Origin of the sequence: Rhodococcus sp. NPDC060090 (assembly GCF_042729855.1) — a bacterium.
In the GTDB taxonomy this organism is placed as follows: Bacteria; Actinomycetota; Actinomycetes; order Mycobacteriales; family Mycobacteriaceae; genus Rhodococcus.
In genome coordinates this window covers 1-23,518 of record NZ_JBHWXB010000028.1, presented here as the reverse complement: position 1 = coordinate 23,518, position 23,518 = coordinate 1, and the positions used below count along the sequence as shown (strand labels likewise).

Here is a 23,518-nt window from a genome sequence, read left to right as displayed (position 1 = left end):
CGAAACGCTGCGCCGGAAACTCCGGGATGCCGTCTCATTTCGCTGGTGGCGACCAGTGGACGACCTTGATTGCGGTCATTTCGTCGAGCAGCTCCGGGCCGAAACCGAAGCCGCTGCCACTGGCCCGCCGCGGTTCGGAGGCACCGCCCGGTGCTCCGCCGAAGACCCCGTTGATCTTCACGGTGCCCACCGGGAGAGTGCGCCACGCGGTCTGGGCGCGGCGCATGTCGGCCGTGAGGACGGTAGCGGCGAGACCGTAGCGGTCGCTGGCTGCTTCGGTGAGGGCTGTCTCGAAGTCGGGCACCACGCGAACCGGTGCGATCGGACCGAACGTTTCTTCCCGGGACGCGAGCAGGTCAGGCGTGCACTCGGCCAACACCGTCGGCGGATAGAACGATCCCGGGCCGGACGGCCGCTCGCCTCCGATAAGTAGTCGTGCCCCGTTCTCGACGGTGTCGGTGACGTGCAGGTGCACGTGGGCGCGGTGCCGCTCGTCGACGAGCGGGCCGATCCGGTCTGCCCATCGGTGAGCCTCGTCGACCAGGGCGCCGACGGCCCCGTCGCCGTCGACGATCTCCAGGACACCGCCGGGCAGGTGCGCGGCGATGATCTCGGCAAACCGGCGACCGGCGCTCGGGCAGCGCTCACTGGGCTTGTGCACCACTGTGTTTCCGGTGACGAGTGCAGCACCGAGCAGGCCTGCTGCGACCGCGACCGGGTCGTTCCACGGGGTGAGTACCGCGACGACACCGCGTGGTTCGGGGACCATCAGATCGGTCGCAGACCAGGCGCCGTGCAGACTACGGCCACGGTGCAGCGGACCGAGCTCCGTGTACTGCACGAGAGTGCCGACCCCTGCACCGACACCGCCCAGCGCATCATCGTGGACCTTGCCGGTTTCGCGTTCGTTGAGTTCGGCGAGCTCTTCAGCGGCCTCTCCTACAGCCTTGGCGGCCGCACTCAGACAGGAAGCGCGCTCGGCGGCAGGCATCGCCGCCCACTCCCGGGCGGCGCGGTGAGCCCGACCGATCGCACCATCGACCGCGGAGGCATCGGCGATCGGGACGCGTGTCACGGGTTCGCCGGTGCCCGGTGGGTGCGCGTCTACACAAGGATCGGACTTCGGATCACTCTGCCTCCTGACAGCAGGTACGACCGCATCTTTCAGTGTCAGGCAGGCGAACCTCAGCAGTTCGACGGGGGCTCGACTCCTGCGAATCGGCCGTCGAAGAAGTCCAAGGCGCCCGGAAGTCCGATCACTGCGGCGGTGATGTGGTCGGGGCTCGGCACGAGTTCGGACAGAACCGGTACCCCGGCGTCGCAGTACCTGCGCAGAGTGGTGGTGATCGAGTCCAAGGGAATCAGAACATCCGTAGGTGAATGCCACTCGTATACCGGAGCATTCGGCACTGCCGGGACCTGTTCGACGCTGTTCTCGATCAGCACTTCGCGTACGGACGGACTTTCCAGCAGCGACATGCCGACCTCAGGATCGGCGACGTCGGCGATACTCAGACCTGCGCCGGAGGCCAGGATCTCATTGGTACACGCGTTGGCGATCCGGTCGCGCAGCGCTTGCCCGGGCTCGTTGAGTTGCGCAGTGATCGGCATCCGGTCGGGATACTCGCGTTCGAGTCCGAGTGCGGCTGCCATCGCAAGACCGAAGGCAGGGTGGGCGGATTCGCCGAGTCCCTTGGCCATCTCGCCGATGTCCATGGGTGCCCCGCCGTAGGCGCTGCCGACGAGGTCGAGTTCCGGCGCGTACGTCGGGGCCAGCACCGCTGCCATCGCGGTGGTCATGCCACCACCGGAGTAACCCGCGAGCCCGACGGGACTACCGGCGAGCTGGAGTGGAGAGTGCCGTTGCACGGCGCGGATTCCGTCCAGGGTGATCTGCGCGCCGACCTTTGCTGCGCCGTACGCGCTGTTCGGTCCGAGGTGGTCGGGTATGGCGAGTGACCATCCACGCTGAATCGCCAGGATCAGTCCGGGAGCCTCGCGGATTCCCCGCAACGGATTCGCGGCATACAGCGCGGTGGATGGAGCGCACTCGAGGCCGAGGGCGTTGATGATGGCCTGATAGGAGAGGAGTGGACGGTCCGGTGCAGCGCCGCGCGGCGACAGTACCGTCGTCACTGCGGAGATCGGCTCACCGTGGGAATTCGTCGAGCGGAATTTGAGCTGGACCGCATCGGTGCCGGGGAACCCGAGCGGCGGCGGTACGGCGCGTGCGGCGAGTACGTCACCGGGCTGCCGATCGGCGATGTCGGCCGGGGTGCTGAAGAACGCGTCGTGGAGTGTGGCGGGGTAGACGATGGTGTCGGCCGTCGCGGGGGCTGCGGCAGTGAGCGCCGCAGTCGAAGCGATGATGATGGCGGTGCCGATTCGTCGAGTCATGGATCCTGCGGTCAGACGCATCTCAAGGCTTCCTCGTGGGCGGGCGGTTGTCCGTTTTGGCACGGTTCCTCGCTGGATGGTCGCCTCAGGTATGTCATGCGTTACACAAGTAGCTCGGTTCACCGCCCAACTACCCGGCTCGGGGAAACTTTCCTCCCGTCGCACGGGTTTCCTCGGGTCGTCGAGGTGAGGAAACCCGTGGAGGCGGAGGAAGGTCTTCGAGCGGCCGCCAGACCGAGCGGCTGCCAGAGCAGGCCCGCGACTACCGCGGACGATGCCACCACGAGGATGTGCAGCAGCGGTGCCACCGACAGGAAGAAGTTCTTGACCATCGGCCGATACACCGGTACCCGATAAATCCACGATCGCGCGAGAATCATCGCCAAGGCGTAGATGTTCAGTGCGATGGCAAGCTGAATCTGCAGACTCAACGACATGGCCGAAACCCACCGCCGACCGGAGCGGGTGTTCTTGAATCATCCGGCAAATACGCACAACCACAACGCCAGTGGACAGAAACGTCCTGCCCGACCTGCTGTTTCTGTCCGCGGACCGTGATTTCATCGCTGCGTCTCCGGTTGAAACCACCAAAAGTGTTCGTATTCATGGTGCACTGGCCGGACTGCCTCCGATAAGAAAGGTGTAAGCATGTCTTTACGAGCCCTTCGTCGCGCTGGTGCCGCCACGATCGTCGCCGCCGGGATGCTCACAGGTCTCGCAGTGGGAACCGGAACGGCCGCGGCCGAAACGGTCGAGGTACCGATGGATCGGTGCTGGGGCGTGAGTCCGTACATCCTCGACCAGCCATACGCGCCGGCGCGCCTGTTCAGCTGGCAGACCGAGCCGGGCAGAACGCAACTCCAGATGCCCGACGTGTCGAGCCTGTGGTTCTTCGCCGGCGGATATCAGACCGACGTGAAGCTCGACTGGCACAACGTCGACACCGGCGACAGTGGCACGCTCTACGACACCGCGACCGTCGCGTATCCGGGCGGAGACGTTGTGACGTTCGATCTGAACTCGGGTCCCGGTGCCGTCGAGTTCACGGTGAGTGCCGTCAACAGCATTCCGCTGTGGAGCATTCCGACGACGTCGTGCGGTGGTGTCGTCGACGTGGCGTGAGTCAGGCGGCAACCGGCACGCGACAACCGCACCGGACGGCGCGTCCGTGTTCGTCGTCGTCGAGCCAGCCGTATTCGTCGCACTGCCCGCACCTGGGAGGCAAAGGCATCCGGGGTGCGGGCAGTGCGCGCCACAAGCGCAGCCAACCGTGCACGTGCATCGTGGGGTTCGCTGGGCGGTGCGCGACTTTCGCGGTCGACGCGAGGGCATCGACGCCGTGCAGCGCGGCCAGCGCGAGGATCTCGCACTTCTGAGCCGGTTTGATCCGGTTGAACGACGCCACCAAACCTGCGGCCGCCGTTGCGGCTTCGAGGGCGTCGAGGGCGCGGTTGTCGTCTGTTTCAGGACGAGTCGACGACGCCACGACGTCGTTGTTCGTTTCAGTTCTTGGTTTCTGAGTACTTGTAAGAGGGACGGGATTTCCGATGTCGGCGGCTCCGGCGGGTGGTTTCCCAGGCCTCGGAGGAACAGGGGTTTCACCGCGCGGCTCTTCGTAGATTGTCTGGATCGTGATCCATCGTCCGCGTTCGTCCTGGAACTTCTCCACCACCAGATACCCGACTTCGGCGAGTTCGCGCATCGCGGTGCGGATGGCGTCGCGGCCTTCTTTGGGGGAGTGGCGTGCTATCCATTCGGAGCGGATGTGCCAATCGTCGGGCTTGCTGAGCAACATGATGAGCAGGCCTTTGGCGCGAAAACTCAGCCGGTCGTCGTTGATGACGACGTTGGAGATGACGGTGAAGTTGTCGGCCAGGCGTGGGCCGCGTCTGATTCCGCCCTGTAATCGGGCATGGGTATGCTGTGCCACGTTCGACTCCTCGATAGTCGGACGACGCCCGTCGCGAGGGTCCAAGCTCGCGGCGGGCACCTTTTTCATTTGTGGCGATGATCTTGGCACAGCGTTGTACGCGATGTCTACGGAACACCGCGGACCGTGTTTCATCGCTGCGTCTCCGCTACTGTTGCTGAATCCTGACGTGGGGGTCGGGCCGAAGCACTGGGGGATGGGATGGGGAGCACTGCGATACGGGTCGCGTTGGCGATAGCCTCAGCGCTCGCAGGGAGCGTCGTCGTCGCGCAACACGCCTCCGCTCAGGACGGCAGAACCGAGGCCCCGTACACCTCCACGGCACCGCTCGCCGATGAAGTGATCGGATCCGTGGTGTCGATCGCTGTCCCGCTGCCGGAGAACGTCGGTCCGCGACCCGAACAATGCGACCGGTTGTCCTACCTGCGGTGGCGTTCAGCAGAGGGGCCCGCCGAGTCGGCGGCTGCCGACCGCATCTTCGTTGCACAGCCCGGAATCTTCGAGGGTGCAGGCGCATTCGAAAGCGTCGCACGCAATACCGTCGTCGCCGCGGATAAGCGGGGCGCGCACGTCGAGTTCTGGGCGCTCGACAGGCGCTCGAACTGCCTCGAAGACCACACCGGCGTTCAGGCGGCACTCGCGACCGGCGACTTCGACACTGCCACCGACTACTACTTCCACGACGCCGAGATCGATGGGTCACGCTTCGCGGGGTACGCCGCGGGCGACGACGTCGCGTGGCTTGCACACGTCGGACTCGAACAGACCCTGCGCGACCAGTACGACGTTCTACGACACGAGCTTCCCGACCCGCAACTCCGCAGGGAGAAGGTCTTGTGTGGCGGGCACTCTTTGGGCGGCTCCATCACCGGGTTCTTCGCCGAATGGGATTTCGACGGCAACGCGCACACCCTCGATGACGCCGGATTCAACCAGTGCTCGGGATATTTCGCACTCGACACCGCGATCGTCGCGAAGTCTCCCGCACCGATGGGTGGATCGTTCCCGCAGATTCCCGACATCGTGAAAGCTCCGGTCGACGCAGCGACGGGAGCGATTACCGGGGCCATGCCGGTGCTGGCACTTCCGGCAGTTATCAACCCGGAGACGACGAACATGCTCGCGCTGGCAGGTCTCGCGGCACGTCTCGACCCGGAGGGCGTCAACGATCTCGTCGAGCGGTTGCCGGGCAACCCCAACGTCGACTGGACGTTGCGGGCTCTGTTCGCAAAGGACGCCGCGATGTTCGCAACCGGGGATCCGGATGTACGCACGCTGAATGCCACCAACGAGGCGGTTCTCGGAGCGATCCTCGACGACAATTCGCAGCCGTTCGGGTTCTTGCAGGCCAGCATCGGTTTCATCACGGGAGCCCCCGTGCAGGACAAGCTGTTTCCCGTCCCGAGCACACCCGAGGTACTGGGTTCGGGATTGTTCGGCGACGCACCGAAAGCGTCACCGTCGGTGTACGGCCGACCGGAGGTGCTCTACAGGTGGCTCGACTACGACGAGGTCGGAACAGCGGAATCGCTTCCGGACGAGTCGCGCTATACGACTCCGGCGAGCGAGGTCTCGTCGATCAACGAACTGGCGCGCAATCTGTCGGAACCTCCACTCGATTTCACCGAGTGGTACTTCCCGACTCGGCTGCCGTCGGATCTGGCACTGTTGTCGGCCGCGTCGTTTGCCACGCATCACATCCACAGGGACGGGGTCGCGCGACATCCGATCCTCATGCTGCAGGGCAGCGGCGGTATCTCGCTGCCGGAATCAGAACATCCGGACGACCTACCGATCGTGCTGCCGGGCTACAACCACATCGACGTGCTCACTGCAGCCGGCGAGCGCAACGACGGGCGCCTCGAACCGGTTTCGGAGGCGCTCGCCGAATTCGCGGGGAGATAGGTGGTTCAAGCTCCGCGCGACGAGAAGATCGACTTGTAGTCGAACGGCTCGGGTGAAGACTGGTGTTCCGCCTCCACCACTTCGGGTTCGGTCTGGTGCGGGTTGACCGGCTGCAGGAACAGCGGGCCCGTGTCTTCGGTGTACTGGCTCATATGAGTCCTTTCGGTACTGCGTGAAAATCTGGGTATCGCCGAGGAGCACGTGGGTGCGCAAAATCAGCAACGTGCAGCTCGGGAGGGATCATCGAGGTTCGTATCGGGGAAGATGTCCGGATGTAGCGAACCGGTCGATGGTCCAACTCTACACTGTGCACTGCCGTGACGCGCGATGCCACGACGCGCGTGCCTAGACTTCATCGGTGCATACCGTCCTCGCAACTCTCCGATCGCCGCGGAGGTTGACCACCGAAATCCTCGCCGGGTTGGTTACCGCGCTTGCCCTGATTCCCGAGGTCGTCTCGTTCGCAGTGATCGCGGGCGTCGACCCGAAGGTGGCGCTGTACACGTCCTGCATCATGGCCATCACCATCGCGTTCGTGGGTGGGCGTCCGGCGATGGTGTCGGCGGCTGCGGGTGCGACGGCCCTGGTCATCGCACCGTTGGTGGCCTCGCACGGGCTCGACTATCTGATCGCCGCCGTGTGGTTGGCCGGCGCTCTGCAGATCGTGCTGGCCGTGACCGGTGTGGCGCGGTTGATGCGGTTCATTCCGCGCTCGGTGATGATCGGGTTCGTCAACGCGCTGGCCATCCTCATCTTCAGTGCGCAGCTCGGGCATCTGTTCGACGTCCCGTGGCTGGTCTATCCGTTGGTCGCCTTCGGAATCGCGATGGTGGTGTTCATCCCGAAGCTCACCACGGCGGTGCCTGCCGCACTGATCGCGATCGTCGTGCTGACCGGCGTCGTCGTGCTGTTCGGTGTGGATGTTCCCGACGTGGCCGACCAGGGCGAGCTTCCCGGAGGCTTCCCGACCTGGATGATCCCCGACGTGCCGTTCACGGTGGAAACACTGGGGATCATCGCGCCCTACGCGGTGGGCCTGGCGCTCGTGGGATTGATGGAGTCGCTGATGACGGCCAAGCTCGTCGACGACATCACCGACACCCACTCCGACAAGACCCGCGAAGCCTGGGGACAGGGCGTCGCGAACGGTGCTGCGGCACTGTTCGGCGGGATGGGTGGCTGCGCGATGATCGGCCAGACCATGATCAACGTCAAGGAAGGCCGGGCCCGGACCCGCATCTCGACGTTCCTCGCAGGTGTGTTCCTGCTCGTGTTGTGCGTGACGGTGGGCGACGTCGTGGGAGCGATCCCGATGGCGGCGCTGGTCGCTGTGATGATCGTGATCGCCGTGACCACGTTCGACTGGCACAGCATCACCCCGCGCACCTTGAAGCTCATGCCGATCAGCGAAACGCTCGTCATGTTGGTGACCGTGGTCGGAACGCTGGCCACCGACAACCTCGCGATCGGTGTCGTTGCAGGTGTGCTCACCGCGATGGTCGCGTTCGCACGCCGGGTCGCGCACATGACACGGGTGCACGCCACCGACGACGCCGACGGCGTGCGCACCTACACGGTGTCGGGCGAACTGTTCTGGGCATCGAGCAACGACCTTGTCTACCAGTTCGATTACGCCGGTGACCCCGAACATGTCGTCATCGATCTCACCGACGCGGAGGTGTGGGATGCGTCGACGGTCGCGACCTTCGATTCGGTGCTGCACAAGTACTCCGAGAAGGGGAAGACCGCGCAGATCGTCGGCCTGGACGGCGCCAGCCTGAGACGTGTCGAGATGCTGTCCGGGAAACTGGGCGACAGCTGACAGAATTGCAGCGACGTTTGATCATCGTCCCTTCCGGGAAGCCCCACCACATGGCAACGTACAGAGTGATCGACCCCAGCGGGGATGTAGTGGACACCAAGGACATCGAAAGCGCCGACGACGCGCACGCGTGGTTCGTCGACATTCGGGCGGACAACACCGAACTCGGATGGCGCATGGAGGCCCAGCACGAGAACGACGGGACGTGGCACTTCTTCGACAGCACCGAGGGAGCGTCGGAATAGACGCACAGAACGAGGGCCGGTGTACGGATCTTCCGTACACCGGCCCTCGCTCGTTTATGGTTCGGGGCTACTTCTTGAACGCGTTCTTCACGTCGTCCACAGCGTCGGAGACCTTGTCGCCGGCTTGCTTCATGCCGCTCGAGGCGCGGTCGCCCTTGCCTTCAGCTTCGAGGTCGCGGTCGTCGGTAGCCTTGCCGGTCTGTTCCTTGGCCTTGCCGGTGGCTTCTTCCACCTTGTGCTTGGCCTTGTCGATGAAGTCGGCCATCGATCCTCCTCGTGATTGCCGATGCAATGCTCGTGCTCTTCACGTGTACCCACCGACTCGGAGCGCAAACGTCCGCACAGCAGCGACCCGCACGTGCAAGACTGCCTGAGTACACCAGCGTCAGTCCACGATGATTCGGGAGGTGCCATGTCTCATTCGAACGACGGAGACCCCATCGGTGACGCACCGGACGCCGATCCTGAGTTGGTGCGCAGCGGCGCAGGGAGGCGTCGTACGTCTGTGATCTCAGCGATCGCGGCAGTCATCGCCGTAGTGCTGGTCATCGTGTTGATCTTCGTCTTCGTCTGAATGCACGCGGTCAGAGCCAGTCGCGTCGCTTGAACAGTAGATACAGCAGTCCCGCCGACCCCGCGATGACACAAGCGCTGACGAGCACACCCCACGGCTCATTGAAGCCCGGGTAGGGCACGTTCATGCCGTACCACCCGGTGACCGCAGTGGGGACCGCGATGATCGCGGCCCAACCGGTGAGCTTCTTCATGACCGTGTTCAGTCGTGCGTCCTGCAGCGACAGGTTGGTCTCGAACAGTGTGGTCACCATGTCGCGCAACGATTCGGTCCATTCCGTCGCGCGGATGACATGATCGTAGAGATCGGTGTACCAACCGTCGAGTTCTGCATGGTTACCGGTCTCGGTGCGGTGCCGCATCACTGCGCTCACCACCTCGCGCATCGGAAGTACGACGCGCCTGAGCTGGACGAGTTCCTTCCGGAGACGATAAATGCGGTGCTGGGTCGCGCGGCTCATCGGTGCGTCGCCGAAGAGTCCGTCCTCGATGCTCTCGATCGCGTCGTCCAAGGCCTGGACGGTGTCGAACTGACCGTCCACGATCACATCGAGCAAGCCGTGCAGGAGGGCGCCCGTGCCGAATCGCATGAGATCGGAGTGCTCGTCCCACCGGCCGACGACCTCGTCGATGTCGAACTGTCCTCCGCGACGCACCGTCACGATTCCGCGAGGGAGCACGAACGCCGACACCCGGGTGGTGCGCAGGCGCGACCCGATGTCGTCGAACGAGCTGTGCTCCTGCTCCAGGTGGGTCGCGTACACCGTGAGGAACGTGTGGCTGGGATAGCGGGTGGCCTTGGTACGTTCGCCCCGTGCCACTGCGTCCTCGACCGCGTGGCGTTCGAACTCGAACTCGGTTGCGAGAGCGCTCAGCTGGTCGTGTCCGGGATCGAGCAGGTCCACCCACAGCAATGCCCGCTCGTCCGAGAGATGCTCTGAGACATCGTCGAGGGGAAAGTCCTCCGCGACGAGCACACCGTCGCGCCACAGCCGGGTACGCACGTCTCCGGGGAGATTCGTCATGCTCGAAGTGTGCCGTACTCAGAGCTCGGTGCTGGTTTCTCCGGTTTCGGTGAGTCGCAACATCTCGTCGAGGAACGCTGCGTCGACGACGGGCCATTCCCTCGGCCATCGATCCTCACGCAACCTGTCGCGGAGTGAGATGAGTACTGCGACGACGTGAGTGCCACCATCGACGAGGTACCGGAGCATGCCGCGGTCGCCGCAGATCTCGACGGCAGGCGCGAGGATGTGTTCGGCGTCTTCGAGTCGTCCCGCAGCATGCAGGCACGAGGTGAGCAGACGGGTCGCCTGCAGGTGGGCGCGTCGCCGTCCGTTGGCGGCGGTGCGCCGGTGCCACAACTCGGCCCATTCGACGGCGTGGGCCACGGAATCGGGGTCGTCGCTGCTGTACAGCAGACGGATCGCGGTGGCGTCCTCGATCTGTGCGGTCACCTCGGCTACACCGTCGGGGTCGGGATCGTCCGTCGTCGGCATTTCCCGGGCTTCGCGCGGCTCCGTGTGCAGCCCCAGCCGGACACGTTCGTTGTCGACGCGTGCGCGTAGCCTCCGGAGACCGTGGGTGGCGGCCGCCCGCCGACCTTCGTCCAGCAGGGCGACGGCGGCGTCGCGATCACCGCGCGCCATCTTCAATCGTGCGGCAGTGGCGAATCGCGCGATCATGAAATCCGCAATGCCGCCTTCGATCCCGAGCTGGGCGCTTTCGTCGAAGAATGTTTCGGCCTCGGTGAGACGGCCCTGCTCGTAGAGCAGTTCCCCGAGCATCGCGGCGGCAAGCCGGCTACCGTGGGAATGCACGCCGCCGCTGCGGCGTGCGGTGCGCAGTGCCGTACGAAAGTGCTTCTCTGCAACCGCCACATCGAGCAGTTCGCCGGCGGCGATCCCGGACAGGCATTCCCCGTAGATTCCGGCGAACGGGCCCTGGGTTCCCCGGTGGTACGGTTCGGCCCATTCCTGCCATCGCTGTGCGCCGACGAAGTCGAAGCGGAAAATGCAGGTGTAGGTGGCGAATACGGCAGCGGCGGCCACCACCCACGGGCGGAAGGTGTCGGGGGAGTCCAGGCACGGCCGGATGAGCCGGTCGATGTCGGCGACATGGTCGGCGTTCATGAGGATGGCCGCTTCGACCACATCCATCTCGACGCGAAGCGCTTCGGTTTCACTGTCGGGAAGCGCACTTCGCGTGAGTGCGTCGCGGGCGGCGTCGAGAGCGGCCCTGGCCTTGTCGCCCCGCTGTAGCGCACCGTTGGCCCACGAACACGACAGCTGAAGACGCGGATCATCCGACACTGCGCGGTGCGGAAGTTTCTCGATGAGCGCCAGCAACATCGCCATACGGCCGTGCTCCATCAAGTACATGCCGTCGGTGGCAACCAGATTCACCGCGAATTGCGTGTCGTCGGCGGTCAGTGCGTGATCGACCGACTCGTGCAGCATGTGGTGACGTGCGAACCATTTTGCAGCGATCAGATGCAATTCCGGGATCCGTTCGGGCCGGTCTCGTTCGAGGCGTCGACGCAGGAAGTCGAGGAACATGTGGTGATATCGGAACCAGATGCGTTCGTCGTCGACGTGCCGCAGAAACAGGTCTCGCTGCTCGATCTCTTCGAGCATGGCCTGTCCTCGAGGGTTGTCGGTGAGGGCCGACGCGAGACTTCCGCTGATGGATTCGGTGATCGAAGTGAATAGTAGAAAGTCGTATATCTCGGGTTCGAGTGTGGAAAGGACGTTGTCGGCGAGGAATTCACCGATGGCGTGGTGACGCCCGGTGATGTTCTCGATCATCCCCGTCGGATCGTCGCTGTCGCGCAACGACAACGACGCGAGCTGCAGCGCTGCGGCCCATCCCTCGGTGGAGCGGTTGAGATCTTGGACGTCCTCGCGGTCGAGGTGCAGTCCGCCCACTTCGCGCAGAAAGGAATCGGACTCGTCCGTGTCGAAACGCAGGATGCTCGAATCGAGTTCGACGAGTTCGTCGCGCATCCGCATGCGGCTCAACGGAAGTCCGGACTGAGTACGGCTGGTGACGACGATCTGTAGATGGTGGCACCCGCGCTCGAGCAGGAAGTCCAGGGCAGCGATCGTCTCGGGGGAGGTGACCCGATGCCAATCGTCGATCATCAAGGTGGTCTGGACTTTGTTGCTGTGAAGATCGTCGATCAAGGTGCTCAGTACATATCGTTCGGCCTCGTCGCCGTGTGATTCGAGGATCTGCGCGAGCTGACGGCCCAGCTGTGGGCGCACTTGCTTGATCGCTTCGATCAGATGGGTCAGGAACCACAGGATGTTGTTGTCGTCGCTGTCGACGGCGAGCCACGCGACCGGGATGCCGTCCCCGGTGAGAGCATCGCGCCATTGGGAGGCGAGGGTCGACTTTCCGAATCCGGTCGGCGCGTGGATCGCGGTGAGCCGCCGCCGCTGACCCGCTCGCAACAGGTCGATCAACCGGGTCCGGTCGATCAGCGGCCGGTTCGGCGCCGGTGGCCGGAAGCGGGTGGACGGTGACGTCGACGGCGACGTGAACGACGTCGACGGGAGGCGTCCTGAAGCGGTTGTCGAGGCGGTCGACGGTAGCGCCTCGTGCGCAGATCGGCCGGGGGCCTCCTCGGTTAGTGCCATGTCGTCGACCGGCACACCGAAGCTGCGTTCGAGCTGCTGGAGTTCTTCGCCGAATTCCCGGGCCGACTGCGGTCGCGCCGCAGGATCGGTCGACATGGCGCGCTCGAGTACGTCGCAGGCCGAATCGGGGAGCCCTTCTCCGCGGAGATCCGGGATGGGCTCCGAGGTGATCCGAAGGAATTGGGCCACGACCTTCTCGCCCTCCCGACGCTCGTAGGCGGCGTGGCCGGTGATCGCACAGAACAGGGTCGCCGCGAGGCCGTACACGTCGGCGGCAGCGGTGGGGGTGTTGCCGTGCAGGATCTCGGGGGCCGTGAAGGCAGGCGATCCGGTGATGGCGCCGGACGACGTGCGAAATCCGCCACCGACGCGTGCGATACCGAAATCGGTGAGCTGGGGCTCGCCGTACTCGGTGATAAGGATGTTGCCGGGCTTCACGTCGCGGTGCAGTACGTCGTTCCGGTGGGCGGTTTCGAGCGCACCCGCGACCTTGATTCCGATGCGGATGGCCTCCGGCCATTCCAGTGGACCGTGCCGGCGGATGCGTGCCTCGAGCGAGTCGTGCGGGTGGTAGTGCATCACCAGGTACGGCAGCCCCGTGTCGCCGGTGCCTGCCTGCAGCACGGTGACGATGTGCGGATGGCCCGACAACCGGCCCATCGCGCGCTGCTCGCGCAGGAACCGATCGAGGTTGTCGGGGTCGAGGGTGGTGCTGAGAACCTTCACCGCGACGGTTCGGTCGAGCGACTCCTGGCGGCAGCGATAGACCACGCCGAAACCGCCTTTCCCGATCTCCTCCGGATCGGTGAATCCGGCAGCAACCAGTACCCGAACGGTGTCGGCCTCGTTCGCGGTGAGGACCGGTGCAGCTCGGGTGGAGAGCGGATCCTTTTCGATCATCGGTGTGCCTCGTTCAGCGGTTTCTCCAGTTTAGTCCCGCTGGGTGCACGCCCGGCGCCGATCGTTCGACCGGTCTCGATTACCTTTGTGCCGCCGGGGCGCGTCGACGAAGCCGACGACCCGGACGAAAACGACACTGCGACGAGAAGTGGGACACACACATGAAGAAGACTCTCGCGGCGCTGCTCGGTGCAGGCGTGGTCCTGCTGACAGCGGCGTGCGGATCCTCCGACGAGGCATCCGACTCGACCGAGGACACCACCAGCACGAGCACGTCCGCATCGGCCGAGTCCGGTACACCGAGCAGCCCCGCCGTGACACTCGGCGACAGCTACGAGGACAATTGCGCGGCAATGCTCCCGTACCTCGACGAGCTCGAGGAATGGGGTCAGGATCGCGCAGAGGCTGCGGCCACTGTCGCCGAAGCTCAGCAGCAGCTCCCCGAATGGGAGAATCTGAGTGAGGAAGAACGGGCCGATACTCTGAAGGCCATCGAAGACGCCGGTAAGGGGCAGTGCTCATAAACAGCGAGTTGTTCGACAGGTTGCGGCGCTTCCCCGACGTGGAAGCGCCCAATCTGCTTGCCGTCGACGCGGCGGATCGTCTCATTCTCGATGAGGCGGACGCCGCGCTCGCGGCTGCGCCCGACGGATCCGTCGTCGTCATCGACGACCACTTCGGTGCGCTCACCCTCGGGGTCGCCGTACGACACGATGCATCCGGACTCCGCGTCCACCAGGACTCGATCGTCGCTGAACGCGCGCTCGCTGCGAACGCCGACCGTGAAGACCTGTCGGATCGCTTCACCTCCCACGGTCTCGACGCGGAGCTCCTCTCCGGCGCGCAGGTGGTGCTCATGCAGCTGCCGCGCTCGTTGAGCGCACTCACCGAGATCGCGGAGGCCATCGCTCAGCACGCGGCGCCCGACGTCATGGTGTTCGCCGGTGGCCGCGACAAGCACATCACCATCGCGATGAACGATGTCCTCGGGCGCTCGTTCGGTGAAGTGCGCGCCTCGCGGGGCCGGCAGAAATCGCGGGTGCTCACAGCCCGCACTCCGATCCCCCGCGAGCCGACCTACCCGGTCACCGAGGCGTCGGCCGATCTCGATTTGACCGTGGTCGCGCACGGTGCCGTTTTCGCCGGTCCGAGACTCGACATCGGAACTCGCTACCTGCTCGATTTCCTGCGGCAGACGCCGCGCGACATCGACGTGGCAGTGGACCTCGGATGCGGAACCGGGATCCTCGCCGCCGAACTGGCGAAGCTCCGGCCGTCGGCGCGGGTCATCGCGACCGACCAGTCCGCGGCTGCGGTGGCCTCGGCCGCCGCGACCGCTGCCGCCAACGGTCTGACCGACCGCATCGAGACTCTGCGTGACGATGTCGCGGGTTCACTGCCCGATGCCTCCGTCGACATCGTGGTGTGCAATCCGCCGTTCCACGTCGGTGCCGCGGTGCACACCGGTGTCGCGTTCAAGATGTTCGAGGCAACTGCCCGCATCCTCCGCGACGGCGGCGAACTGTGGACCGTGCACAACTCCACTCTCGGCTACCACAGCAACCTGCAACAACTGGTCGGGCGAACCACAGTTGCGGGTCGCAACCGCAAGTTCACCGTGACCCGATCGGTTCGCACCCGGTAGAGTCCGGTTTGTCCGACGCACATTCGGCCACGCCGAAGGGGCACGTTCGGCCACGCCGGGAACTTTCGTTGCGGCTGCCTCGTTCTTACGGACAACAGGTTCAACGGACAGAAGCGAACCATCAGAAGGGAAGTGCACGGTGCGCACCACCAGTAATCCGGTGTTCCGCAACCTGCCCAAGCAAGAGGGCGGCGGATACGCCTCATTCGGCTCTGCGACAGCGGGCGCCGCTCAGGCCACTCAGCAATTCGGGCAGCCGCAGCACGCGCCTGCCGATCCGTGGGCGCGCCCCACCGATCAGCGGTCCATGACGATCGACGACGTCGTCACCAAGACCGGCATCACGCTCGGTGTGCTCGCAGTCACTGCGCTCATCTCGTACGTCCTCGTCCACTCCAACGTGGGCTTGGCACTGCCCTTCGTGATCGGCGGCGGCCTTATCGGCCTCGTGCTGGTCCTCGTCGCGACGTTCGGCCGCAAGATGGACAACCCGGCCATCGTCCTGGCCTACGCGGTCGCGGAAGGCTTCTTCCTCGGCGCGCTGTCGTTCATGTTCACCGACATCACCTTCGGTGGTGCAGGCGGCGGGACGCTGATCGCACAGGCCATCCTCGGCACGTTCGGTGTCTTCTTCGGCATGCTCATCGTCTACCGCACCGGTGCGATCCGCGTCACGCCGCGGCTGACCCGCATGATCGTCGGCGCTCTCGTGGGTGTCCTGATCCTCGCGCTCGGCAACCTGGTCGCAGGCTTCTTCATCGACGGCGGCCTCGGCCTGCGCGACGGTGGCCCGCTCGCCATCATCTTCAGCCTCGTCTGCATCGGCATCGCCGCGTTCAGCTTCCTGATGGACTTCGACGCCGCCGACCAGTTGATCCGCGCCCAGGCGCCGGAGAAGGCTGCGTGGGGCGTGGCGTTCGGCCTCACCGTCACCCTGGTCTGGCTGTACGTCGAGATCCTTCGACTGCTCACCTACTTCCAGGGCGACTAGCCACAGCGCGCAACGGCCGGACCACTACAAGGTGGTCCGGCCGTTGTCGTTCCAGGACGGGTACCCCGCCCCGAACAACTGCGGTCTGAGAACATGGTGGTATGCGCATTGCGGATTCTGTCGTCGACCTCATCGGCAATACCCCCCTGGTCAAACTCAACTCGGTGGTCAAACCCGGATCGGCGCTGGTAGCAGCGAAGATCGAATACCTCAACCCCGGCGGAAGCTCGAAAGACCGCATCGCCGTGAAGATGATCGACGCGGCCGAGGCCTCGGGCGAGCTGAAGCCGGGCGGCACCATCGTCGAACCGACCTCCGGGAACACCGGCATCGGACTGGCGCTCGTCGCCCAGCAGCGCGGATACAAGTGCGTCTTCGTCTGCCCCGACAAGGTCAGCGAAGACAAGCGCAACGTGCTCAAGGCCTACGGCGCCGAGGTGGTCGTATGCCCGACCGCGGTGCCGCCGGAGCATCCCGACAGCTACTACAACGTCTCCGACCGGCTCGCCCGCGAGATCCCCGGCGGCTGGAAGCCGAACCAGTACTCCAACCCGGGCGGTCCCGAGAGCCACTACGAGACCACCGGCCCCGAGATCTGGAACGACACCGACGGCAAGATCACGCACTTCGTCGCGGGCGTCGGTACCGGCGGCACCATCAGCGGCACCGGCCGCTACCTCAAGGAGGTGTCGGGCGGCAAGGTCAAGGTCGTCGGCGCCGATCCCGAAGGCTCCGTGTACTCCGGTGGCACCGGCCGCCCGTACCTCGTCGAAGGCGTCGGTGAGGACTTCTGGCCTGCCGCATACGACCCTGCCATTCCCGACGAGATCATCGCCGTCTCCGACGCCGACTCCTTCGAGATGACCCGCCGCCTCGCCCGCGAGGAAGGCATGCTCGTCGGCGGCTCGTGCGGTATGGCGATGGTCGCGGCCCTCGAGGTCGCCGAGCGAGAAGGCCCCGACGCCGTGGTCGTCGTGCTGCTGCCCGACGGTGGTCGCGGATACCTGTCGAAGATCTTCAACGACAAGTGGATGGCATCGTACGGATTCCTGCGTGCTCCGCTGGACGGCAAGCCCGACGACTCCGTGGTCGGCGACGTGCTGCGAGGCAAGTCCGGCGACCTGCCCGCCCTCGTGCACACCCACCCCTCCGAGACCGTGCGCGACGCGATCGAGATCCTCCGCGAATACAGCGTCTCGCAGATGCCCGTCGTGGGCGCCGAACCGCCGGTCACCGCCGGTGAGGTCGCCGGGTCGGTGAGCGAACGCGAACTGCTCAGCGCCGTCTTCGAAGGACGCGCCAACCTCGCCGACTCCGTCGAACAGCACATGAGCCCGCCGCTACCCAACATCGGTGTCGGCGAATCGATCTCTTCCGCCACGAAGGCGTTCGGCGACACCGACGCGCTCATGGTGATCGACGACGGCAAGCCCGTCGGCGTCATCACCCGCCACGATCTGCTTGGTTTCATCTCCGAAGGCCGATAGGACACCGATACACATGACGGACAACACCCAGCACGGGTTCGCCACACGCGCCATCCACGCCGGCTTCGAGCCCGACCCGCAGACCGGCGCGGTCAACGTGCCGATCTACGCGTCGTCGACGTTCGCTCAGGACGGCGTCGGTGAGATGCGCAACGGCTTCGAGTACGCGCGTACCGGCAACCCCACCCGCCGTCCCCTCGAAGCGAACCTCGCAGCCCTCGAAGGCGGCGCCTACGGTCGCGCGTTCGGTTCGGGTATGGCAGCCACCGACTGCCTGCTGCGCTCGGCGCTGCGGCCCGGCGACCACCTCGTGATCCCCAACGATGCCTACGGCGGCACGTTCCGGCTCATCGACAAGGTCTTCACGCAGTGGGGCATCGAGTACACGCCCGCCGCGGTCAACGACCTCGACGAGGTGCGCGCGGCCCTGCGCCCGAACACCAAGCTCGTGTGGATCGAGACCCCCACCAACCCGCTGCTCAACATCGGCGACATCGCTGCACTCGCCGACATTGCGCACACCGGTGGGGCGAAACTCGTCGTCGACAACACCTTCGCGTCGCCGTACCTGCAGCAGCCGCTGTCGCTCGGCGCCGACGTCGTGCTGCACTCGACCACCAAGTACATCGGCGGTCACTCCGATGTCGTCGGTGGTGCTCTGGTGGCGAACGACGAAGAACTCGACACCGCGTTCGCGTTCCTGCAGAACGGCGCCGGTGCAGTTCCCGGGCCGTTCGACGCCTTCCTCACATTGCGCGGCATCAAGACCCTCGCGGTGCGCATGGAGCGTCACAGCGACAATGCCGAGAAGATCGTCGACGCGCTCTCCGGGCACAAGGCCGTCACCCAGGTGCTGTACCCCGGCCTCGACTCGCACCCGGGCCACGAGGCTGCAGCGAAGCAGATGCGCCGGTTCGGCGGGATGATCTCGGTTCGTCTCGCCGGTGGCAGGCAGGCTGCGCTCGACTTCTGCAAGCGCACCGAGATCTTCACGCTCGCCGAGTCGCTCGGCGGCGTCGAGTCGCTGATCGAGCATCCGGGTGCCATGACCCACGCGTCGACGGCGGGCTCGGCTCTCGAGGTGCCGGACGATCTCGTGCGGCTCTCCGTCGGCATCGAGGATGCCGCCGACCTGCTCGCCGACATCGAGCAGGCTCTGGGATAGTTTCCGCGACACGCGACGAGGCGCCCTTCGGGGCGCCTCTTTCGCGTTCCGGGTCGCCTACCCTGAGGCGATGGGTGCATTCGATCAGGTGCGCGTCGGGGAACCGGAGATCCGTGCGGCCGCGGAGATGCTCGCGCCCGTCATACGACGAACCCCCGTGTTGCCGTCGCGCGTGCTCTCCGAACGCACCGGGGTACCGGTGTCGTTCAAATGCGAGAACCTTCAGCACACCGGCTCGTTCAAACCACGCGGCGCGTACTACCGCATCGCGCGACTCGCAGCCGACGACCGGGCGCGCGGCGTCGTGGCGGCCAGTGCGGGGAACCATGCGCAGGGCGTCGCGTGGGCGGCAGCCGGGCTCGGGATCGCGTCGACGGTGTTCATGCCGGTTGGTGCCGCTCTGCCGAAGGTCGCCGCGACCCGCGCCTACGGTGCCGACGTCCACTTCACCGGCCACACGATCGACGACGCGCTGGTGGCGGCCCAGGACTTCGCGGCGCAGACGGGCGCGGTCTTCATTCATCCCTACGATCACGAGGACGTCGTGGCCGGGCAGGGCACCGTCGGGCTCGAGATCGCCGAACAACTCCCTGACGTGAGCGCCGTCGTGGTCCCGACCGGCGGTGGCGGTCTGCTCGCGGGGGTCGCCGCGGCGCTGACCGCGGTCCGTCCGGGGATCCGAGTGATCGGAGTGCAGGCCGAAGGAGCGGCCGCGTGGCCTGGTTCCCTGCAGGCGGGGCAACCTGAGCGAGCACCGGACATGTCGACCGTCGCCGACGGTATCGCCGTGGGAATGCCGGGGGCCGTGCCGTTTCCGCTCGTTCAGGATTACGTCGACTGCGTCGTCACCGTCAGCGACGACGCCCTCGCCCGCGCTCTGGTGCTGTGCATGGAACGCTCCAAGCTCATCGTCGAGCCCGCGGGGGCAGCCGCGGTCGCGGCGCTGTCCACTGCCGGACTGGAGTTCGACGGCCCGGTCGCCGCGATCCTCTCCGGCGGCAACATCGACCCGCTGGTACTCACCCATGTGATCGGGCACGGCTTGCGGGCCGATGGTCGTTACCTCGCTGTGCGCGTGTCGATTCCGGATCGACCGGGCGCGCTGGTGGGGTTGCTGAGCGTGGTGGGCGACTCGGATGCGAGCGTCGTCGACGTCGTGCATTCGCGCACGGCGAGGCAGCTCGCGCTCGATGAGGTGCAGGTTGCGTTGACGATGGAAACCCGTGGCGCGCAACATCGTAGTGAGGTGCTCGGCGCCCTTGGTGATGCCGGATACGCGGTGGAGATCGAATAGTGCCGCACCGGCGACGGTGAAGTCGTCTGCAACGACCCTCAGGTCGTATCGGCCCCGTACGATCACGCGTGTGGACTTCGACTACGACCTCGCCGCCGATGATGCGCTGATCGCCGCCGTGCTTCCCCTGCTTCGAGAGCACGGACCGCTCACGCTCGACGAGATAGGGGAGCGGCTCGCGTCGGGTGGCGATGCCGACGATCTGAACCTGCCGATCGAGGAGCTGCCCCTGCATCCGATGCTGGCCTATCTCAGCGACGACCGGTACGCCGCGTTCGACGCGCTTCTCGGAGGCCGCGTCCTGACACATCGGCTCACCGAATCCGAGATCGCGTCCGCCGTGCTTCCCGTCGACGAGTTCTCTCCGCTGCTCGTGTTCGTGACCGGAGACGAGGCCTACGACCTCGTCGAGGTGGACGACGAGCCCGACCGTCTCGCAGATCGCGGCATCGTCGACCTCGAGTCGTTCTCCGGCGAGGCGCTCGTATTCCGACGGGGCGCGTTCGCCGAGCGATCGCCGGGTGATCTCGTGGCCGCGACCGTGACGGACACGGGCCTGGTGATCGCGCCGGCAGTTGCGACGACCGACTCCGCCCCCGAACTGGCCTCCGTGTTGGAGGCGGCGCTCGCATCTGGTGATCCCGCTCAACTCGAGGCGTCGGTGTTCGCCGCGATGGTCGAGGCGCCCACCGCGTTCACCGAGCCGGGATTGCCGTTGTCGGAACAGATCGAGAAATCGGGACTGGAGATGTCGGGCGGTCTCGTGGCGCCGTCCGGATTCGACTTCGCGGGCTACCTCGCCCGCAGCGCATTCGATTCCTATGCCGAACAGGTCGGTGTTCCGGTCGAGGCGGTGCCCGGCGTCGTGTTGTTCGCGTCCCTCGTCGACGCGATCGACACGGGAGACGACAGCGACCTCGAGTCGCGGTTCTCGGAGGGCAAAGCCGGACTGTTCGCCGTGTTGTCCGACCCGGACATTGCGGAGACGGTCCTCGACGAGCTCTTCGACCAGGCGATTGCACCCGAGTCGATCGAGCGTGCCGCGTTGTGGTCGAAGGACCACGGGCCGCGGAAGGTCGGTGCTGCGGCGTACTGGCTCGCAGGGAAGGCCGCGGAGGCCGCTACCCGTGTCGATGATGCTGCCCGCTACTTCGAGCGCTCCACGGACCTGGACTCGGAGTTCGACCCGGCTCTCGAAGATCTGGCGCGATACGTTTCCGACGGCGGGGATGCCGTCCGTGCGTTGTCGTTGCTCGGCCGGTCGCTCGACGGCCCGGATCACCCGTTGCATTCGGTACTGGAGGCCTTCCAGCCCGCGGAGCGTCCGGACCTGGGCCGCAACGATCGGTGCTGGTGCGGGTCGGGTCGCAAATACAAGTCCTGCCATCTGGGAAGGGCCGAGCACTCACTGGAGGACCGCGCGCCCTGGCTGTACTTCAAGGCATGCATGCAGTTGACGGAGTTCCTGTGGGTGGAGACGCGATTCGATCTCGCGGATGCGCGTTGTGGATACAGCGACAACGAAGACGACCTGGTGGCGGTGTTGTCCGACCCGCTGCTCGACGATGTGATGCTCGGCGAAGGCGGCGGGCTGGCGCAGTTCGCGGAGGTTCGAGGCCATCTGCTGCCGGAGGACGAACGCGAACTGCTCACGCAGTGGCTGCCGGTGGAGCGCTCGGTGTACGAGGTCGAGGAAGTCGAGGTGGGGGAGGGCCTGACGTTGCGCGATATGCGTTCGGGCGAGCAGTGCGAACTGACTGCGCCCGCGGTGAGTTCGGACGTTCCGGTCGGTGGACTGTTGTGCGCGCGGGTTTTTCCGGTCGGCGACACCTGGCGGATCCTGGGGGCGGCCACGCCGGTCACCCGGGAGCAGTGTGACGCGATCATCTGGTTGCTCAGTGAAAGACAGGACGATGCCGAGTTCACCGCTGTCCGGCTCGTGGAGTTACTGACCGATCCGTCCTTGTCCGCACGGGCAACGGACGGGTAACAACGAGGTACCTCCCGTCACATCAACCCCACTCGTTCCATAACTGGAACGTGTTCCTAAATATATGTGATATCAAGTAGCGGAACCCGTGCCGGTGATCGGCATCACAAGTACGGTGGGGTCGTTCGAAGATGGATGGGGGTTGCGTATGTCGGTAGACCCGTCTGCGGTCATCGTGGCGGTTGCCACGGCAGCGAGTGCGCTCGTGCAAGGAGCGGACATACCAGCAGAGATACAAGATCAGGTGACGTCGGCGATCGAGTCGTTCGAGGCGGGAGCTCCGGAGACCGACAAGCAGGTCGAAGACTTCGTCGCAGCGTTGCCCGAACAGATGCAGGGGCAAGCCGAGCAGGTGGTCGCCGACACCACCGACTCGCTCGCGACGGCTATCGAGCCGCACTTGCCGGAGGAAGCGCTCGAAGCGCTCCGGCCGCCTGCACCGGAATCCGAGATCGCGCCGGCAGCGCCTGCGCCCCGGCCGAATGCCTTCGGAATCGCGCCGGTGCCGCAGGCCCCGATCCTCGGCCCGCAACCTGGCGCCACGATAGGTGGCGTCACCCTCCCGTCGATTCCGGCGATCCTGCCGGGCACCGGCCTGGCGCCCATCGGGGCCATCGCGGTGTTCGCTCCGTGGCTGCGCAAAGCGGGGGAAATCTGCGATGGAATCACCGCGCCGGTGCTCGCGGCCCTGTACTCGGCCGAGAACGGCTTCCGTTTCGGAGCGACCGCCCCTGTGTCGCCGGTCGGCGCGAAGGGGCCCGGACAGTTCATGCCCGGTACGTGGCGTGAGTACGGCAAGGACGCGGACGGCGACGGCAAGGTGGACATCCTCGGCATCGCCGACCCCGTCATGGCGTCCGGCAACCTGTTGTGCGACAACTACAAGCAGATCGACGACTGGAAGAAGCGCGGCCTTGTCCAGGGCGACACGTTGGATCTGACGATTGCGGCCTACAACGCTGGTGCGGGTGCGGTCCGCCGATCGGGGGGTATGCCTTCCGGGCTGCCCGACTACGAGAATCAGACCAAGCCGTACGTCGCGAAGATCCGGGCCACCGAAGCAGCGTTCTCCCGACTGCTCTCGCCGTTCCTCGGCCTCGGACTGGGCGGCGCGAGCGACGTCGGCAACCGCGTCGTCGACCTCGCGTTCAAGTTCCTGGGTCTGCCGTACGTCTGGGGCGGCGGCAACATCAACGGACCCTCCGGTGGCGGCTTCGACTGCTCGGGCCTGACCTCGTACGCGGTGCACGCCGCGACCGGCATCACTCTGCCCCGCACCTCGGAAACCCAGTGGCATGTGGGTACCGAGATTCCGCTCGAGCTTGCCCGCCCGGGTGATCTCCTGTTCGGTAACTGGCAGGCCGGCGGACCCGGTCACGTCGCGATCTACATCGGCGGCGGCCAGATGGTGCATGCACCGACCACCGGCGACGTGGTGCGCGTCGGCGCGGTCTTCCCCGACATGAAGGCCCGTCGGATCATCTGACGCAGTGGCAACGAGCGAGGCCCGGCCGGAAATCTCCGGCCGGGCCT

20 protein-coding genes and 1 pseudogene are annotated in these 23,518 nt (G+C 65.8%); 13 read left to right on the top strand and 8 right to left on the bottom strand.

All coding sequences use genetic code 11. The features are described 5' to 3' along the window. Positions 1-34: 34 nt before the first annotated feature. The 3 genes and pseudogenes from ACFWCF_RS25320 to ACFWCF_RS25310 form a co-directional block, all read right to left on the bottom strand. Positions 35-1,099: pseudogene (locus tag ACFWCF_RS25320) on the bottom strand (aldehyde dehydrogenase family protein); the annotation flags it as partial. A gap of 86 nt (positions 1,100-1,185) precedes the next feature. Next, complete coding sequence (locus tag ACFWCF_RS25315; protein WP_378567620.1) at positions 1,186-2,418, bottom strand: lipase family protein; 1,233 nt, start codon at positions 2,416-2,418, stop codon at positions 1,186-1,188. Positions 2,419-2,516: 98 nt separating this feature from the next. Further along, a complete protein-coding gene (locus ACFWCF_RS25310; protein WP_378567616.1) occupies positions 2,517-2,834 on the bottom strand; it encodes a hypothetical protein in 318 nt (105 codons plus the stop codon). A gap of 211 nt (positions 2,835-3,045) precedes the next feature. Here ACFWCF_RS25310 and ACFWCF_RS25305 point away from each other — a divergent pair, with 211 nt between their 5' ends. After that, a complete protein-coding gene (locus ACFWCF_RS25305; RefSeq protein ID WP_378567613.1) occupies positions 3,046-3,519 on the top strand; it encodes a hypothetical protein in 474 nt (157 codons plus the stop codon). Position 3,520: 1 nt separating this feature from the next. Here the strand turns inward: ACFWCF_RS25305 and ACFWCF_RS25300 are convergent, their stop codons facing one another. Then, complete coding sequence (locus ACFWCF_RS25300) at positions 3,521-4,327, bottom strand: replication protein (RefSeq protein WP_378567610.1); 807 nt, start codon at positions 4,325-4,327, stop codon at positions 3,521-3,523. Positions 4,328-4,528: 201 nt separating this feature from the next. On the opposite strand from ACFWCF_RS25300, the gene ACFWCF_RS25295 reads away from it, so the two are divergent. After that, entirely contained in the window at positions 4,529-6,232 is a 1,704-nt protein-coding gene (locus ACFWCF_RS25295) for a hypothetical protein (RefSeq protein WP_378567607.1), read from the top strand. 5 nt (positions 6,233-6,237) lie between these two features. Here ACFWCF_RS25295 and ACFWCF_RS25290 read toward each other — a convergent pair whose 3' ends face one another. Continuing rightward, positions 6,238-6,384, bottom strand: coding sequence for a hypothetical protein (locus ACFWCF_RS25290; protein WP_378490383.1), 147 nt, complete (start codon positions 6,382-6,384; stop codon positions 6,238-6,240). 206 nt (positions 6,385-6,590) lie between these two features. On the opposite strand from ACFWCF_RS25290, the gene ACFWCF_RS25285 reads away from it, so the two are divergent. Then, entirely contained in the window at positions 6,591-8,054 is a 1,464-nt protein-coding gene (locus ACFWCF_RS25285; RefSeq protein WP_378567604.1) for a SulP family inorganic anion transporter, read from the top strand. A 50-nt stretch (positions 8,055-8,104) separates the two neighbouring features. Then, positions 8,105-8,299, top strand: coding sequence for a hypothetical protein (locus ACFWCF_RS25280; protein WP_054805580.1), 195 nt, complete (start codon positions 8,105-8,107; stop codon positions 8,297-8,299). A gap of 67 nt (positions 8,300-8,366) precedes the next feature. On the opposite strand, the gene ACFWCF_RS25275 is transcribed toward ACFWCF_RS25280, so the two are convergent. Next, positions 8,367-8,564: a CsbD family protein gene (locus tag ACFWCF_RS25275; RefSeq protein WP_378567601.1), complete on the bottom strand. Its 198-nt coding sequence runs from the start codon at positions 8,562-8,564 to the stop codon at positions 8,367-8,369. 147 nt (positions 8,565-8,711) lie between these two features. Between ACFWCF_RS25275 and ACFWCF_RS25270 the strand changes: the two genes are divergently transcribed. Beyond that, positions 8,712-8,873: a hypothetical protein gene (locus ACFWCF_RS25270; RefSeq protein WP_378567598.1), complete on the top strand. Its 162-nt coding sequence runs from the start codon at positions 8,712-8,714 to the stop codon at positions 8,871-8,873. A 10-nt stretch (positions 8,874-8,883) separates the two neighbouring features. On the opposite strand, the gene ACFWCF_RS25265 is transcribed toward ACFWCF_RS25270, so the two are convergent. Beyond that, a complete protein-coding gene (locus ACFWCF_RS25265; protein ID WP_378567595.1) occupies positions 8,884-9,897 on the bottom strand; it encodes a magnesium transporter CorA family protein in 1,014 nt (337 codons plus the stop codon). 18 nt (positions 9,898-9,915) lie between these two features. Further along, positions 9,916-13,413 carry a protein kinase gene (locus tag ACFWCF_RS25260; protein ID WP_378567590.1) on the bottom strand — a complete coding sequence of 1,166 codons (3,498 nt, stop codon included), beginning with the start codon at positions 13,411-13,413 and terminating at the stop codon, positions 9,916-9,918. A 161-nt stretch (positions 13,414-13,574) separates the two neighbouring features. Between ACFWCF_RS25260 and ACFWCF_RS25255 the strand changes: the two genes are divergently transcribed. From ACFWCF_RS25255 to ACFWCF_RS25220, 8 genes are all read left to right on the top strand, one after another. Then, complete coding sequence (locus tag ACFWCF_RS25255; protein ID WP_378567587.1) at positions 13,575-13,937, top strand: hypothetical protein; 363 nt, start codon at positions 13,575-13,577, stop codon at positions 13,935-13,937. Beyond that, positions 13,928-15,058: a class I SAM-dependent methyltransferase gene (locus tag ACFWCF_RS25250; RefSeq protein ID WP_378567584.1), complete on the top strand. Its 1,131-nt coding sequence runs from the start codon at positions 13,928-13,930 to the stop codon at positions 15,056-15,058. Before ACFWCF_RS25255 ends, ACFWCF_RS25250 begins: the two co-directional genes overlap by 10 nt. Positions 15,059-15,197: 139 nt before the next feature. Beyond that, positions 15,198-16,049, top strand: a complete 852-nt coding sequence (locus tag ACFWCF_RS25245) for a Bax inhibitor-1/YccA family protein (protein ID WP_378567581.1) — start codon at positions 15,198-15,200, stop codon at positions 16,047-16,049. A 101-nt stretch (positions 16,050-16,150) separates the two neighbouring features. Continuing rightward, complete coding sequence (locus ACFWCF_RS25240; RefSeq protein WP_378490373.1) at positions 16,151-17,536, top strand: cystathionine beta-synthase; 1,386 nt, start codon at positions 16,151-16,153, stop codon at positions 17,534-17,536. A gap of 13 nt (positions 17,537-17,549) precedes the next feature. Then, entirely contained in the window at positions 17,550-18,701 is a 1,152-nt protein-coding gene (locus ACFWCF_RS25235; RefSeq protein ID WP_378490372.1) for a cystathionine gamma-synthase, read from the top strand. A 70-nt stretch (positions 18,702-18,771) separates the two neighbouring features. Then, positions 18,772-19,995: a threonine ammonia-lyase gene (gene ilvA / locus ACFWCF_RS25230; RefSeq protein ID WP_378567578.1), complete on the top strand. Its 1,224-nt coding sequence runs from the start codon at positions 18,772-18,774 to the stop codon at positions 19,993-19,995. 70 nt (positions 19,996-20,065) lie between these two features. Continuing rightward, the gene (locus tag ACFWCF_RS25225; protein ID WP_378567575.1) at positions 20,066-21,985 is read left to right on the top strand and encodes a YecA family protein; all 1,920 of its coding nucleotides are present in this window, start codon (positions 20,066-20,068) and stop codon (positions 21,983-21,985) included. Positions 21,986-22,133: 148 nt separating this feature from the next. Beyond that, a complete protein-coding gene (locus tag ACFWCF_RS25220) occupies positions 22,134-23,471 on the top strand; it encodes an NlpC/P60 family protein (protein WP_378567572.1) in 1,338 nt (445 codons plus the stop codon). Positions 23,472-23,518 lie beyond the last annotated feature (47 nt).